This window comes from Youngiibacter multivorans, from assembly GCF_017873395.1.
GTDB lineage: Bacteria > Bacillota > Clostridia > Clostridiales > Clostridiaceae > Youngiibacter > Youngiibacter multivorans.
The window spans coordinates 1-14,719 of sequence record NZ_JAGGKC010000017.1; the positions used below are offsets into that span (position 1 = coordinate 1).

The 14,719-nt window shown below is 44.1% G+C and carries 14 protein-coding genes, 2 tRNA genes, 1 rRNA gene and 1 riboswitch; of the genes, 13 read left to right on the forward strand and 4 right to left on the reverse strand.

The features are described from left to right. The first annotated feature begins 138 nt into the window (after positions 1 to 138). Positions 139 to 1,011 carry a polysaccharide deacetylase family protein gene (locus J2Z34_RS10305; RefSeq protein ID WP_209459788.1) on the forward strand — a complete coding sequence of 291 codons (873 nt, stop codon included), beginning with the start codon at positions 139 to 141 and terminating at the stop codon, positions 1,009 to 1,011. 50 nt (positions 1,012 to 1,061) lie between these two features. Here the strand turns inward: J2Z34_RS10305 and J2Z34_RS10310 are convergent, their stop codons facing one another. From J2Z34_RS10310 to J2Z34_RS10320, 3 genes are all read right to left on the reverse strand, one after another. Continuing rightward, positions 1,062 to 2,336, reverse strand: coding sequence for a dicarboxylate/amino acid:cation symporter (locus J2Z34_RS10310; protein ID WP_209459789.1), 1,275 nt, complete (start codon positions 2,334 to 2,336; stop codon positions 1,062 to 1,064). A gap of 1 nt (position 2,337) precedes the next feature. Next, a complete protein-coding gene (locus J2Z34_RS10315) occupies positions 2,338 to 3,537 on the reverse strand; it encodes a MalY/PatB family protein (RefSeq protein ID WP_209459790.1) in 1,200 nt (399 codons plus the stop codon). 186 nt (positions 3,538 to 3,723) lie between these two features. Beyond that, a complete protein-coding gene (locus tag J2Z34_RS10320) occupies positions 3,724 to 5,811 on the reverse strand; it encodes a sigma-54 interaction domain-containing protein (RefSeq protein ID WP_342453152.1) in 2,088 nt (695 codons plus the stop codon). Between the two features lie 136 nt (positions 5,812 to 5,947). Here J2Z34_RS10320 and J2Z34_RS10325 point away from each other — a divergent pair, with 136 nt between their 5' ends. The 11 genes from J2Z34_RS10325 to queF all read left to right on the forward strand — a co-directional run bounded on the left by J2Z34_RS10325 (position 5,948) and on the right by queF (position 13,491). Then, positions 5,948 to 7,231: an L-cysteine desulfidase family protein gene (locus J2Z34_RS10325; RefSeq protein WP_209459791.1), complete on the forward strand. Its 1,284-nt coding sequence runs from the start codon at positions 5,948 to 5,950 to the stop codon at positions 7,229 to 7,231. Positions 7,232 to 7,582: 351 nt separating this feature from the next. Next, a 5S ribosomal RNA gene (gene rrf, locus J2Z34_RS10330) occupies positions 7,583 to 7,700 on the forward strand. 3 nt (positions 7,701 to 7,703) lie between these two features. Further along, positions 7,704 to 7,780 (forward strand) — tRNA-Ile (locus J2Z34_RS10335). 1 nt (position 7,781) lies between these two features. Further along, a tRNA-Ala gene (locus tag J2Z34_RS10340) sits at positions 7,782 to 7,857 on the forward strand. Between the two features lie 127 nt (positions 7,858 to 7,984). Further along, positions 7,985 to 8,099: riboswitch (FMN riboswitch) on the forward strand. A gap of 132 nt (positions 8,100 to 8,231) precedes the next feature. Further along, entirely contained in the window at positions 8,232 to 9,344 is a 1,113-nt protein-coding gene (gene ribD / locus J2Z34_RS10345) for a bifunctional diaminohydroxyphosphoribosylaminopyrimidine deaminase/5-amino-6-(5-phosphoribosylamino)uracil reductase RibD (protein WP_209459792.1), read from the forward strand. Then, positions 9,325 to 9,969, forward strand: coding sequence for a riboflavin synthase (locus J2Z34_RS10350; RefSeq protein WP_209459860.1), 645 nt, complete (start codon positions 9,325 to 9,327; stop codon positions 9,967 to 9,969). The genes ribD and J2Z34_RS10350 overlap by 20 nt, the downstream gene beginning before the upstream one ends. 11 nt (positions 9,970 to 9,980) lie before the next feature. Further along, entirely contained in the window at positions 9,981 to 11,183 is a 1,203-nt protein-coding gene (locus tag J2Z34_RS10355) for a bifunctional 3,4-dihydroxy-2-butanone-4-phosphate synthase/GTP cyclohydrolase II (RefSeq protein ID WP_209459793.1), read from the forward strand. Between the two features lie 2 nt (positions 11,184 to 11,185). Next, positions 11,186 to 11,653 carry a 6,7-dimethyl-8-ribityllumazine synthase gene (gene ribH / locus J2Z34_RS10360; RefSeq protein ID WP_209459794.1) on the forward strand — a complete coding sequence of 156 codons (468 nt, stop codon included), beginning with the start codon at positions 11,186 to 11,188 and terminating at the stop codon, positions 11,651 to 11,653. Then, on the forward strand, positions 11,646 to 12,314 hold the full coding sequence (locus J2Z34_RS10365; protein ID WP_209459795.1) for an HAD family hydrolase: 669 nt from the start codon (positions 11,646 to 11,648) through the stop codon (positions 12,312 to 12,314). The genes ribH and J2Z34_RS10365 overlap by 8 nt, the downstream gene beginning before the upstream one ends. A gap of 198 nt (positions 12,315 to 12,512) precedes the next feature. Continuing rightward, on the forward strand, positions 12,513 to 13,007 hold the full coding sequence (locus J2Z34_RS10370; RefSeq protein ID WP_245250617.1) for a QueT transporter family protein: 495 nt from the start codon (positions 12,513 to 12,515) through the stop codon (positions 13,005 to 13,007). Between the two features lies 1 nt (position 13,008). Beyond that, entirely contained in the window at positions 13,009 to 13,491 is a 483-nt protein-coding gene (gene queF, locus J2Z34_RS10375; protein ID WP_209459796.1) for a preQ(1) synthase, read from the forward strand. 35 nt (positions 13,492 to 13,526) lie between these two features. On the opposite strand, the gene J2Z34_RS10380 is transcribed toward queF, so the two are convergent. Beyond that, positions 13,527 to 13,934 (reverse strand): secondary thiamine-phosphate synthase enzyme YjbQ, encoded by a 408-nt coding sequence (locus J2Z34_RS10380; protein WP_209459797.1) that lies wholly within the window; start codon positions 13,932 to 13,934, stop codon positions 13,527 to 13,529. Between the two features lie 224 nt (positions 13,935 to 14,158). Here J2Z34_RS10380 and J2Z34_RS10385 point away from each other — a divergent pair, with 224 nt between their 5' ends. Further along, positions 14,159 to 14,683, forward strand: coding sequence for an HDIG domain-containing metalloprotein (locus tag J2Z34_RS10385; RefSeq protein ID WP_209459798.1), 525 nt, complete (start codon positions 14,159 to 14,161; stop codon positions 14,681 to 14,683). The last annotated feature ends 36 nt before the right edge of the window (positions 14,684 to 14,719 follow it).

Genomic DNA, 14,719 nt, shown 5'->3' on the forward strand with positions numbered 1-14,719 from the left:
ATACTGCAGGGGAAGCTCTGTGGGAAAGTAGGTCGTCGCCAGGTCATCTAAATCCCCCGGATCTTTTGGTCCGGGGGATTTGCTTTGCTTTGAAAAATAAAATACAATCAAGTCATATGATTCAAGGGGGCAGTCGTGATGGGAGAAAGAGCAAATGCAAAAATGGTATTGGTTCTGACAATCACAGCTGTTCTTTTCGCATGCTCATCAAACAATGAAACTACGACAGAAACCTATAAGCCTTTGGAGACACTGCCAACAATTGTTGCCACTGAACCTATAAAACCAACAGAAGCGGAATCTGTTAAGTTAGTGGACAGGATGTATATCGTAGAGAAATACTCTGGTGTTGCTCCATCGAAATTTGGGGAGCGTATGGAAGGAATAATATCAGGATTCAAGCCTTTGGGAAAGCAGCTTGCTTTGACCCTGGATGCGTGTGGTGGAAACTACGACAAACGGATAACTGATTATCTGGAGATGAAGAAAATCAAAGCTACGCTATTCATAAGCGGCAAATGGATTGACAGGCATGAGAAGGAATTGAGGCGTCTGTCCGAAAGTTCCCTATTCCAGATAGAGAACCACGGAACGACCCACAGGCCCCTCACAAGCGATGGCAGATCGATATATGGGATAACTGGTACAAGGGATGTCGGAGAGGCCTACGATGAGGTTATGGTGAATTCAGACAGGCTTCAGAGCGTCACTGGTAGAAGTCCTAAATTCTTCAGGTCAGGAACGGCATTCTATGATGATGTTTCAATTAGTATGCTGAAGGACCTTGGAATATCGGCAGCTGGTTATACCATCAGTGGTGATGGAGGAGCAACATTTTCAAGATTGAAGATAATTGGGAGGCTTAAAGGTGCTAAACCTGGTGACATTATCCTAATGCATATGAATCATCCGGAGTCTGATACATATGAGGGACTTGTTGGGGCAGTAGATGAGCTTATTGACGCAGGATATGAGTTCATTACCATGTCAGAAGCGTTGGAAAACAAGTGAAATGGAAGAATCCCGCAGGGCAGCATGTGCCTTGCGGGATTCTTGTCTTATCAGCTTACTTTAATTTTGATGTTTTCTCTTGTTTCATTTGTAAGGTCTTTGCTCATCCAATTTTTTCCTTCAACAAGTCTTGTAACCATCATTGATACAACTGCATCACCGGTTGCGTTAATCCAGGTTGCTGCAGGGTCAACCAGAAATCCTATGGTAGCAATTATCGGGAAGGCTTCAGGAGGGAATCCGAATAGGCTTACAATAAGCATTTCTCCGACAAGACCACCACCTGGTATTCCTGACATGACCACTCCGCCGAGTATTGATACTAGAATTGCTGTCAGATATGTTCCTGTACCTGAGAAATTCTGACCGAATATACCGAATAAGAATGAAATCTTCAATATTGACGATAATACAGTACCATCCATATGCATGGTGGCTCCTATGGGAAGGATTATTTCCCTGATATCTTTTGGAACTCCCATATTTTTAGTTGCATTAAGGTTTACTGGCAGAGTTGCTATTGAGCTTTGTGTTGCTATTGAAGTGACCGATGGTGATATTATATTCTTGAAGTATGTTTTAACACCCAGCTTTCCGCCAGCAAAATATGAGTATCCGCTGAATGCTATGAAGAAGTAGAGGATACACACAGGATAGTATATGGCCATCGCCCTGCCGTATGCTCCAAGAAGCTGAGGCCCGAATTCTCCAACCAGGTTTGCAAAATAGGCACCAAGTCCTATCGGGGCGTAAAGCATTATTATGCCTACGAATTTCATCATGACGTTGGATAGTGAATCAAGGAATTTGGCGATTATATTGTCATCACCGCCTATAGAGCTGACACAGAATCCAAAAATGATTGAAAATACGATTAGAGGCATCATGTTTGATCTTGAAAGGATTTTACTGAAATCATTGACTGTCAGGGCACCTACTATCTGGTCTGATAGCTTTACTGTCTCAAGCCCTGTTGAGGCTTCAAGTGCAAGATTGACACCCTGGGCAGGCGGCAGAATCTTTACGACAACTATGATTATGACTGCAGCGATTAGTCCTGTTCCAACGAACATCATGAACATGTTTCCCAGGATTTTCCCAAGCCTCTTCATATTCACCATATTGCCCACTGCGCTTGCAATTGTGGCAAATACCAGAGGGGTGACAACTGTGAACATCAGATTGAGGAACACATCGCCAAAGGGTTTCAGTACTGTGGCCTTTTCTCCAAAAATAAGTCCGATGATGCTTCCTAATGCTATAGATCCAATAAGTATTAAGGGAAACCGATAATTTTTCCAAACACTTGCCTTTTTCTCAATCATTTTATTGCACCCTTCCCAAATTATTATTTGTAATTGATTCAACTGCAGTGGATAACTGATCCATAGCTGTTTCAAGTATCTTTCGCGGACATGCTGCATTAAGTCGCACATAACCGGTAAGACTTCGACAGAACGCACTTCCGTCATTAAGGCCAAGCCCTGCGTCTTCAATCATGAATCTGTTGAGTTCATCATTAGACATGCCAAGACTTCTGCAATCCAGCCATAAAAGGTATGTGCTGTCCGGTAAATTAGGCTTAATCTCCGGAATATGTCTTTCGCAATAATCCCTGATATACAGGATATTTCCCTCTACATACTTCAGGAGCTGCCCCAGCCATTCAGATCCATGTCTGTAAGCCGCTTCAATTGCTACAAGGCTGAAGCAATTGTTTCTGTGAATATCCAGACCCTTCCAGAAGGAATCGAACAAATCCTTCTTTTCAACATCGGGAAATATGGCGAAGGATGCCTGTAGTCCTGCCAGATTGAAGGTCTTCGTTGCTGATGTGCAGGTTATGGTAATTTCCGATGCTTCTTTTGAGATTGAAGCAGTGGGAATGTGTTTGTTTCCCCAAAGTAAAAGGTCGGAGTGTATCTCATCAGAAATTATCAGTACACCATACCTTTGGCATAGTTCAGTGATACGCTCAAGCTCAGACCTTGTCCATATCTTTCCGATAGGATTATGAGGACTGCATAGGATGAAAATCCTGGGATTTTCCTTTAGCTTCTCTTCAAAGTCATTAAAATCGATTGAATATCTTCCATCGGATTCTACAAGCTTACTTTCAAGGACAGTTCTGCCCCACGCTTCTATGACCTCATAGAATTCCGGGTATACAGGTGTCTGGATCAAAACCTTGTCATCAGGTGAAGTGAATTCCCTGACAATTACTGACAGTGTAGGTACCACACCAGGGCTGAAGCTTATAAGGTTCTTGTTGACATCCCATGAGTTCCGGCTCTTTTGCCAGGTACAGAATGCCTCATAGTATGAATCAGGACGTGTGGTGTATCCGTAGATTCCCTGTTCGGCTCTGGATCGTATTGCCTCCTGAATAGGTTCAGCTACCTTGAAGTCCATGTCTGCAATCCACAGTGGTATTACATCATTTGTCTTGAATTTTTTCATCCTTTCATCGTACTTGGCTGAGAAGTTTTTGTTTCGGTCAATGATTTCGTTGAAATTGTACTGCAATGTTATCCTCCTTTGTTTTCATTATTTGTTTCACAGAAGGTATAGCAATATGCATGCCAATTCGAATTTTTATCAATTACCTAAGAATCAGTTAATTTTATACTCATTACTGGTTCAATTATTGTAAGTGAAAGAAGAAATAGAGAGATTAATTGGTTAAAGTATAACCACTTTAACCAATTAACTTTAATATTTAGTTCTCATCTCGCTAAAAACACTAATTCCTTTGCTATTTATTTTGCTTCCGCCTCTTCCTTTTGAGATTTTTATCAGGGAAAGTCCGTCAAGCTTGTTTAAAATATCCCGTATTTCCTGCTGGGACAAATAAATACCGTTGCTGTCAGCCATCTCTGCTATCGAATTCCTGCCGATGGTTTCGTGCTTAACATATGCTTCATTGAGGCATTCGAGAACAAAGAGATAGTCATCTAACCTGTTGCCAGCTATTCTCAGGAGAAGCTCGGATTCATAGCTTCCGCTGTTGCCTGACAAGGATTTGGCTGGCCTGGATATACAAGAATGGAAGCTCTGAGGCAGGTCCTCGCATTCAATGACATTCTTGTCGAGATATGCGAGATACTCCACATAGTTCCTGAGTTCTCTGATATTTCCATTCCAGCTGTGAGTCATAAATGCTTTTTCGGCATTATTTGAAAGTTCGAATCGTCCGCCAAATTCCTTCCGGAATACATGGAATAGAAGCATTATGTCATCACCTCTTTCTCTTAAAGGAGGCAATTGAACAGGAAGGGTATTAAGCCTGTAATAAAGGTCCTTCCTGAAAATACCTGAAGCAACCAGGTCATCAAGGGATTCGTTGGAGGCTGCAATTATCCTTACATCTACTGTTATTATCTTGTTTCCTCCAACTCTCATGACTTCACCTTCCTGAATTACTCGAAGGAGCTTTATCTGGAGAGCGGGACTCATACCCTCGACCTCGTCAAGGAAAATGGTTCCTTTGTGAGCAAACTCAAAGAGCCCCAGCTTCCCGCCTTTTCTGGCTCCGGTGAATGCCCCGTCCTCATATCCGAAGAGCTCGCTTTCAAGCAGGTTATCAGGCATGGCAGCACAGTTGATGGCTATAAAAGGATATTCCTTCCTGGCAGAGCTGTTGTGTATTGCCTGGGCGAACAGCTCCTTGCCTGTTCCGCTTTCCCCGGTTATCAGGACAGATGAATTGGTCTTAGCCATTTTTTCAGCTATGGATTTAGACCTTATGATAACTTCGCTGTTTCCGATAATATCATCAAATTCGTACTTGGCCTTATGTCCCTTGTTGAGCAGCTGTATTCTGAGGTTGTGCTGCTTAGTCTCTTCTTCAGTGAATCTTTGAATAGTGGCAAATGAACCCATATATTCTGAACCGCGGATAACCGGGGATATAGAATAGTTGATGTCGACTCCCTTTATCCTTACGAGACGGTTCTCAATCTTTTTCCTTGATTTTCTGCATTCTTCGAATGGAATGAACGGAACAGCTTCAGAAGCAGGCTGGTTGACTAAGCTTTCAGGATTTATTCCAGCTATGTCACAGGCCTTGGGGTTGCAGGCGAAAATATAGCTGTTCTCGTCTACTCCGATTATTCCGTCGTCCATGATGTTAAGCAGTATCTCAAACTGGCTTTCAAGCCTCAGGGACCTGCCGAAAAGCTGGTCAAAGCTATAGTTATTGGCGGCAATAGACCTGAAGTAGCTTCTGAATTGCTCTCGTTCAAGAAGAAAGTCAAACCTCAGCCTAAGCGCTATCTCAACTACCGTTGTAGATGCGAGAACCCTCTGACCCAGGTTAATTATTTTTTCGACGTCCTCCGGCACATATCTGCACTCGTCTGGTGTCACTGCAAGCTTAAAACCGCTTGGAGGAATGCAGCCAGGGAAACATGGTGTGAACTTGATATGATTTATTCCAAGCTGGCTGAGACGTGTAATTGCCTCACGCACCATCTTCTCGCTCAGGTTAACGAACAGGGCCTCAGTACCTTCAGGAAGCTCAAGAAGCACCTCAATGGCCTTCCTTGTATATGTCACTTCGATTTCAACCATCGGTCGTCCCTGAGGAATATATCTCTGGAGATCCGACATGCTTTCGAAGGCATCAGTTGAAACCACATACAGGTCAGCATCAGCGATGTCCTTGACCGACCCATTTCTCACGTGGTAGGAGGATGTAACTACGAGCTCTCCGAAAAGATCGATTATCTGGTTTTCATAAAATTTTGATGCTACCTTATCCCATGCTATTACCGTGATTCTTTTCTTTATGATAACCACCCTTTCGATACTAGTGTAGAAAATGTCATCTCTCAGAGAAAGTGTATGTCAAAGATGATGAATCTACAAGCAGCTTTTTTGGCATGCATTTTGCTTATACAGTATCAAGACAAAAGTCAGGAAAGGATGATAAGGAATGTTGTCAGGAAAAGAATTGATAGAGCTTTTAAAAAAGGAGGTGGTACCGGCTCTGGGCTGCACCGAACCCGTATCAGTGGCACTAGCGGCTGCCTCAGCTGCGAATGCTGTTGGAGGTGATATAAAATCAATAAAGGTAACGGTGAATCCAAATGTATTCAAGAATGGAATGTCAGTTGGAATTCCTGGATTCGATAAGGTTGGGCTCAAGTATGCGGCATCACTGGGGGCATGTCTTAGAAATCCTGAAAAGGGACTCCGGCTTCTGGAGGACCTTGATGAAAAAATGAGATCGAAGACGGATAGCATAGTAGGTGAATCAAGGGTTGAGGTTATTATTGACTATTCAAAGACCCTTATTTATGTCAATGTTGAAATCGTCACTGAAAATGGAATGGGAACTGCCACTATAAGGAATACACATTCTAACATCGAATATGTGAGCGTCAATGATAAGGTCCTGATAAACCTGAATAGAGGGCTCGCAGATGAAAGTGATCTATATACCAGGCTTAAAAAGATGAAGATAAAGGAAATCAGGGAGCTTGTGGATTCGATTGACATCGGCAGCCTTTACTTCATGATGGATGGAGTCGATATGAATGAGAGGATTGCCGAGTTTGGAATGAATGGCGAGGGAGGTTTAGGCATAGCCGGAGCAATGAAGGAAATGACATCAGGCAATATAATGGGGGACAACCTGCAAAGCAGGATAATGATGAAGACAGCAGCCTGTGCCGAGAGCAGAATGTCAGGGTGCCCTCATGCGGTCATGAGCAGCGCTGGAAGCGGCAACCACGGGATTACAGCTATCATACCCGTCGTTGAGCTTGCAGCTTATAACAGCAATACCAGGGAAGAGCTGATCAGGGCGATTGCATTCTCACACGCACTTAATGTGTACATCAAGCAATATACAGGAAAGCTCTCAGCAACCTGCGGCTGTGGTGTATCTGCCGCATCAGCTGCCGCGGCTGCCATGACAAAGCTTCTTGGCGGTAATGACAGGCAGATTGAGGGAACAATAATAAACATGGCTGGAAATCTTACAGGAATGATTTGTGATGGCGGTAAAGTTGGGTGTGCGCTTAAGCTTGCAACAGCCAGTGGGGCTGCTCTTATGAGTGCATACTTGTCCATGAGAGGAGTCGTCATCTCGCCTACTGATGGAATTGCAGGAAACAGCGCCGAAGAGGCAATATTCAATATGGGACTTGTGAGCAATCCGGGGATGATGCAGACTGATAAGGTTATTCTTGAGATAATGACAAGGAATTCCTGATTAGTTTGAACTATCTTTATTAGATAAATTCCAGAGGTAAGACGGATATTAAGGCAGCTTATTTACACAGCCAGAATCATGGTGGTGCAATACTGAACTTCACTTCTTCGGGTCAAATTTCAGTATTGCATGCATCATTTCCAACATCATTTTCAGCTCGTTTTTTGACTGCATAAAATTTTAGAAAAATCCATTGACAGTTGCATGGATAACCTCTATAATAAGTTTTGTTCTGAAAAATTACTGCACGCGGTGATTTGAAGAAACCAATACGTATCAGCAACATTCTTGCAGCATACGTTTTGATTATAGTAAATTTGCGATAGGTCAGACCGTCGTGATTTACATCTATCTGGTGTCTATGACTTTGAGGGTTACACCCGTTCCCATTCCGAACACGACGGTTAAGCCTCAAGGTGCTGATGATACTGCAGGGGAAGCTCTGTGGGAAAGTAGGTCGTCGCCAGATTCCGGATCTTTAGCTCAGTTGGTTAGAGCAACCGGCTCATAACCGGTCGGCCCGGGGTTCGAGTCCCTGAAGGTCCACCATGGGGGTATAGCTCAGTTGGGAGAGCACCTGTTTTGCACGCAGGGGGTCAAGAGTTCGAGTCTCTTTATCTCCACCACAAAAGAAGCGTCTTAGGACGCTTTTTTTGTTGCCATGAAATTTGAAATTTGTACAATAATTGGTGAATAATTTATCATTCTATGTTTGACAGTCAAAACAATTGGTGTTATATTTTATGAAATGATACAAGTCTTCAGGGCGGGGCGAAATTCCCCACCGGCGGTAAAGCCCGCGAGCCTATATGGCAGATTCGGTTAAATTCCGAAGCCGACAGTAAAGTCTGGATGGAAGAGGACAAGAATAGGACGCATGCGTCTATATTTGGCTTTTTCGGGTTCTGAAGATATTCAGGACCCTTTTTTGTTTTTCCGCAAATACTGATTTGACAACTGCATGCTGGTTTGTGATTTGCTTTTAAGTGGAGGAATCAATATGGACATGGATTATATGGACAGAGCTCTTGAGCTGTCCAGGAGAGGTGAAGGAAGAGTAAATCCCAATCCTCTGGTAGGTGCAGTAATAGTAAAGAATGGCAGGATAATCGGTGAAGGCTGGCATGAATACTATGGAGGTCCGCATGCGGAAGTCAATGCTGTAAGGAATGCTGCAGAGGATGTACGAGGTTCTACCATATACGTGACTTTGGAACCCTGCTCTCACTACGGAAAAACTCCTCCATGCGCAGAGCTCCTTCGAGCAAAGGGATTTGGAAGAGTTGTAGTTGCCATGACTGACCCGAATCCTTTGGTGGCTGGAAAAGGAATTGAAATTCTGAGGGAAGCTGGTATTAAAGTTGATGTAGGCTTGCTTGAGGCGAAAGCGCGGAAGCTAAATGAGATCTTCATCAAGTATATACTTACAAAGCAGCCGTTCGTGATAATGAAAAGCGCAATGACACTCGACGGGAAGACAGCGACATCCGGAGGAGAGTCCAAGTGGATAACAGGGAAAGAATCCAGAGAATACGTGCACAGGATCCGAAACAGGGTATCTGGAATTATGGTTGGAATAGGAACACTGCTTTCTGACGATCCTTCCCTTACTGCAAGGACCGAGGATGGATGTGACCCTGTAAGGATCATCGTCGATTCAAGGCTGCGAATACCAATGGATGCGAAGGTTCTGAATTCTCCAGGCAAAACAATCATTGCAACAACAGAGGATTATGACAGGAGAAGGTACGAGGAACTTGAGGAACTGGATTCTGTAGAGGTACTCATTGCCGGTAAGTCTGGTATGGGTGTGGACCTTAAGCACCTTATGTCACACCTCGGAGCAAAAGGTATAGACAGTGTGCTCCTGGAGGGTGGATCTGAACTTAACTGGTCAATGGTAAATGAGGGGCTAGTCGACAAGGTAATGACTTTCATAGCACCAAAGATCCTCGGAGGCTGTGAATCAAAGACACCTGTAGGAGGACCTGGATTTCCAGGGCTTGATGATGCACTTGTCCTGCAGGATATTGAGGTCACAAGGTTTGGAGTTGATACCCTTATAGAGGGATATGTGAGAAGAGGTGAGAATGATGTTCACGGGACTTGTTGAAGAAATAGGGTATATGGAATCAGTGGTGCATTCAGGCAATTCGATGAAGATAAAGATCAAGGCATCCAGGGTTCTGGAAAATGTCAAAAATGGCGATTCAATAAGCACCAATGGAGTCTGCCTTACTGTCACATCCTTTGATGCATCATCATATACAGCCGATGTGATGCCGGAGACTTTGAGACTTACTAATCTTGGCAGCCTGGTCAAGGGTAGCCCGGTTAACCTTGAAAGGGCCATGATGGCAGGTGACCGCTTCGGTGGGCATATCGTATCTGGTCATATAGATGGAATAGGACATGTAAGGAACTTCAGGGAAGAAGACAATGCTACCTGGATATCTGTGGAATGTCCTGATGAACTTCTGAAGTACATAGTGGCAAAAGGCTCGATAGCTATGGATGGAACAAGTCTGACAGTAGTTGATACTGACAGCAGCGGATTCAGGGTCTCGATAATACCGACGACAAAGGATGAAACGGCACTTCTGAAAAAGAAGACCGGTGATCCGATAAACCTTGAATGCGACATACTTGGCAAATATGTGGAAAGGCTGCTTTCTTTCAGAGATAACGGAAAGAAGGACATAAGCATGGATTTTCTGAAGGATAACGGTTTTCTGTAGGAGGAGAGGAAATGTTCAACACAATAGAAGAAGCGCTGAAGGATATCATGGAAGGCAAGATCGTTGTAGTAGTGGATGATGAGGACAGGGAGAATGAAGGTGACCTTCTTATGGCTGCAGACAGGGTCACACCGGAGGCTGTCAACTTCATGGCTACCTACGGCAGAGGGCTCATATGCGTGCCGATAACGGGAAAGAGGGCATTGGAGCTTGATTTCTGCAATATGGTTGAGAATAGCACTGACCCCAAAAAAACAGCATTCACTGTATCGGTTGATTCGAACAGGTCGACTACAGGCATATCAGCCTATGAGAGGTCTGCAACAATAAGTCATATAATGGAGCCGGGGGCAAAGCCTGATGAATTCAACAGACCGGGACATATTTTCCCGCTTGTTGCGAGAGAAGGCGGTGTCCTTGTAAGGGCAGGTCATACTGAAGCTGCTGTTGACATGGCTCGTCTTGCCGGGTTTTCTCCAGCCGGAGTAATCTGCGAGATAATGAAAGATGACGGACATATGGCAAGGGTACCGGAGCTTGAGGTATTCTGTGAAAAGCATGGACTGAAGCTTGTGACAATAAAGGACCTCATAGAATACAGGAGAACCAAAGAGATACTGGTGGAAAAGGTAGCTGAAACGATTCTGCCGACAAAGTATGGAAGCTTCAAAATGGTCGGATATGTAAGCAAGGTAAACGGTGAACATCATGTTGCCCTTGTAAAGGGGGATGTTACAACCCCGGAGCCGGTTCTATGCAGAGTACACTCTGAATGCCTTACAGGCGATGCATTCGGCTCAATGAGATGCGATTGCGGCGAGCAGCTTGCCGAGGCATTGAAAAGGATAGAGAGCGAAGGAAGAGGCATCCTGCTCTATATGAGACAGGAAGGCAGAGGAATAGGCCTCATTAACAAGATTAAGGCTTATGCGCTTCAGGACCAGGGTATGGACACCGTTGAAGCCAACCTTGCTCTTGGCTTCCAGGAAGACCTGAGGGACTATGGAATAGGAGCTCAGATACTTTATGACCTTGGAGCCAGGGAGCTGAAGCTTATGACTAACAATCCCCATAAGGTAATTGGACTTTCAGGATATGGCATCAGGATCACCGAGAGGGTTCCGATACAGCTTAACCATAATGAAGTGAATGAATTCTACATGAAGACTAAAAAAGAAAAGATGGGCCACGAGCTTAATTTTGAGGAGGAATAGAAATGAAGGTTTATGAAGGAAAGCTGATTTCAGAAGGCAAAAGATACGGTATTGTAGTTGGAAGGTTCAATGAGTTCATTGGCGGAAAGCTTTTGTCCGGAGCATTGGACGGACTTAGGCGCCATGGTGTTTCCGAAGAAGATATCGAAATATCATGGGTTCCGGGAGCTTTTGAAATACCTCTGATTGCGAAGAAGATGGCAGCCGGTGGAAAGTACGATGCTGTAATATGCCTCGGTGCAGTAATAAAGGGATCGACACCGCACTTTGACTATGTTTCAAGTGGAGTCTCCAAGGGAGTTGCACATGTATCCCTTGAAACAGGAATACCTGTAATATTCGGAGTCCTGACTACAGATACCATCGAACAGGCTATAGAAAGAGCAGGAACAAAGGCTGGAAACAAGGGCTTTGATGCTGCAGTAACCGCAGTCGAGATGGTCAATCTTATCGGAGAGCTTGATGGCTAGAAAAGCACTGTCGGGAATCAGGACTGTATATTTTGATTTCGACGGGACGATACATGAAAGCAACATGGTATATGCACCAGCCTTCAGAAAAGCCTACAGATACCTTGTAGATGAAGGAAAGGCTGATGAAAGGACCTTCACAGACAAGGAGATTTCAATATGGCTGGGGTATTCAAGGACCGAAATGTGGAAGAGCTTCATGGGACACCTGGAGGAGGACTACAGAAAGGCTGCTGGAGAGATGATCGGCAGGACCATGAGAGAGGGTATCGAGGAAGGGACTGCAAGGCTTTATGAAGGAGCTTGTCATGTTCTTTCCGAGTTGATGAAAAGGGGATATGTTCTTGTATTTTTAAGCAACTGCGGCAGAAAATACATGGAGACATCTTCCAAAGCATTTGGACTTGAAAAATACTTTGATTCGATGATCTGTTCTGAAGACCATGGATATATCCCGAAGGATGAGATACTAAAGGCTGTTATGGGTAATTTTCCAATGGGGCAGGTTATCGTGGGCGACAGGTTCCATGATGTGGAATCAGGAGTAAGGAACGGTATCCCTTCCATATTCTGCGAATATGGGTATGGAAGTAAAGATGAGGGGAAGGAGGCTACCTATAGTATCAAGGACATCAGGGAGCTTCTTGATATTCTCCCCTGATTCATTTACACACAGCAGCTCATATGGTAAAATACGCTGTACAACAAAATAAAAGACAGTTCGTAACCATCCTGTCTATAAACAAAACTAGGATCAGCTGATTTTGGCTTTTATTATGGTGCGCTCTACGCACCATTTTTTATTGTCACGGCATCCTTTTTGTTCAGGCAGGCCCGGTTTCGACAAAAGGGAGAAGAAATGCAGACAACACAAAAAAGAGAAAATATGGTACCAGTCCTTAACAAGACTTCAAAGCTTGCGATATCAGGAATAGTGGTTTCAGCCTATGTGGTAATCATGTACCTGACCCAGGGATTTGCCTTTGGTCAATACCAGATCAGGATAGCTACCGGGCTTTATGCGCTTGCAGCGGTTCATCCGTTTCTTGTGGTTCCGCTGGGACTTGCAAACCTGCTGAGCAATACGCTCATGGGAGGCCTTGGAATGCTCGACATGGTGGGAGGGCTGGCAGCCGGTTTGCTGACTGCAGCTCTTTGCAGGTTATTAGGAAGATACAACATATATCTCTCTGCCATCCCTGTTATGGTAGTACCTACATTACTGGTTCCCGTATGGCTTTCATACATACTTGGGCTGCCTTATCTCATGCTTGTTGCAAGCCTTTCAGTTGGCCAGGCTGTCTCAGGTATAGCAGGGGCATTGCTCGCATCACGTCTGAAGGGAAGGATATAGCATGGGTATGGAAAATGACCTGTCTCTTCTTGGAAACAGGGATGTAACCTATAGATTCGACTATACTCCCGAAGTTCTCGAGACATTCATCAATAAGCACCAGGATAATGACTATTTCGTCAAGTTCAACTGTCCAGAATTCACCAGCCTTTGTCCCATTACCGGACAGCCTGATTTTGCTACCATATATATATCGTACGTTCCTGATGTGAAAATGGTTGAAAGCAAGTCTCTCAAACTATATCTGTTCAGTTTCAGGGATAGAGGAGATTTCCATGAGGACTGCATGAACATAATCATGAAGGACCTTGTCAGGTTAATGGATCCCAAATATATCGAGGTATGGGGAAAGTTCACACCAAGAGGCGGAATTTCAATAGACCCTTACTGCAATTATGGTAAAAAGGGTACCAGATGGGAAAGCGTCGCAGACAGACGGCTTGAAGAGCATGACATGTATCCTGAGAAAGTAGACAACAGATAAACACAGCCTGCAGAATAATTTCTGCAGGCTGTATTTCATTCACCCATCGCGTAGAGAAGGATCCTTCTTGTCCTGGGACCGTCAAATTCACAGAACAGCACCGACTGCCATAGTCCAAGGTCCGGATAGCCGTTGGTAATGATTATAGTTACTGAACATCCGATAGTCGAACTTTTGATATGAGCCGTCGAATTGCCCTCCATGTGCATGAAGCTTTTATCTTCCGGGAATGCCTTTGATAGCCCGAGCAGGATGTCTCTGGCCACATCACCGTCGGAACCGTCATTTACTGTGATAGCTCCTGTAGTGTGGTGGGAAAATACAGTTAGCAATCCTGACTTTATGCCCGTTTCCTTCACGAAGCTGCGAACCTTTTCCGTTATGTCTACAAGCTCTTCTTTCTTTGAGGACTTGATTTCAATCTCTGACTTTTTGGTTATCATGTTATCACCGCCTGGTTTGATATTTTATGTATGAGTAGGAAGGGTAACATAAGCCTGAAGTGATATGATATTGACTATAATCCCGATATATCTGTTAATTTGATTATACTCCAATGAAAAGTTACAAGTATTGAGTTGGCCAATTGTTTATAAGTTATTAATTTTATTCATTTTGCAAAGAATGAGATATAATCAGATTATAGACTTAAGTTAGGCGGTGGAGAATGCTTGGAAGGGTAAGGCAGTTCCTGATTCATATTTCAGGGACATTCAAAAGGCTGGATGAAAATTATCTGGTCGAGCATCTTGATAAGGAACAGCTGCTGTTGTTTCTAAAGCTGTCAAAGTCAGATGCGCAGCACAGCATAAGGGTTGCCAAGGCAATGGAGAAGCATGCCCCGGAGGAGCTGAAGTATGTCTATGCAGGCATCGGATTATTTCACGACATCGGCAAGACAATAAGACCGCTGTCTGTAATCGAGAAAGTAATACTGGTGCTTGTTCATGCGGTAATGAAGGATGGCTTAAGGAAGCTAGTCAGGTTTAAGTCTGTCGAGTCATATCTTGGACATGGGAGATCTGGAGCTGAAATTCTTGAAATGAGAGGAATTTTCTATAACACACCCTGGGTTAGGGATGTTGTGCGGTTTCACCACGATTTGCCTGAGCATTACTCAGATGACGATGAAATTAACAGCAAGTTCAATAAAGCAATGGACTCACTTAAACTGGCAGACAATGACAACTGATAATAGTAACACCCGGGTGTAATTCCGGGGGAGGGA

Coding starts and splice junctions, on each gene's coding strand:
- queF (WP_209459796.1), top strand. CDS start 13,009: ATGGGTATGGAAAATGACCTGTCTCTTCTTGGAAACAGGGATGTAACC.
- J2Z34_RS10325 (WP_209459791.1), top strand. CDS start 5,948: ATGTTGTCAGGAAAAGAATTGATAGAGCTTTTAAAAAAGGAGGTGGTA.
- J2Z34_RS10385 (WP_209459798.1), top strand. CDS start 14,159: ATGCTTGGAAGGGTAAGGCAGTTCCTGATTCATATTTCAGGGACATTC.
- J2Z34_RS10370 (WP_245250617.1), top strand. CDS start 12,513: ATGCAGACAACACAAAAAAGAGAAAATATGGTACCAGTCCTTAACAAG.
- J2Z34_RS10365 (WP_209459795.1), top strand. CDS start 11,646: ATGGCTAGAAAAGCACTGTCGGGAATCAGGACTGTATATTTTGATTTC.
- ribD (WP_209459792.1), top strand. CDS start 8,232: ATGGACATGGATTATATGGACAGAGCTCTTGAGCTGTCCAGGAGAGGT.
- J2Z34_RS10380 (WP_209459797.1), bottom strand. CDS start 13,934: ATGATAACCAAAAAGTCAGAGATTGAAATCAAGTCCTCAAAGAAAGAA.
- J2Z34_RS10355 (WP_209459793.1), top strand. CDS start 9,981: ATGTTCAACACAATAGAAGAAGCGCTGAAGGATATCATGGAAGGCAAG.
- ribH (WP_209459794.1), top strand. CDS start 11,186: ATGAAGGTTTATGAAGGAAAGCTGATTTCAGAAGGCAAAAGATACGGT.
- J2Z34_RS10350 (WP_209459860.1), top strand. CDS start 9,325: ATGTTCACGGGACTTGTTGAAGAAATAGGGTATATGGAATCAGTGGTG.
- J2Z34_RS10310 (WP_209459789.1), bottom strand. CDS start 2,336: ATGATTGAGAAAAAGGCAAGTGTTTGGAAAAATTATCGGTTTCCCTTA.
- J2Z34_RS10305 (WP_209459788.1), top strand. CDS start 139: ATGGGAGAAAGAGCAAATGCAAAAATGGTATTGGTTCTGACAATCACA.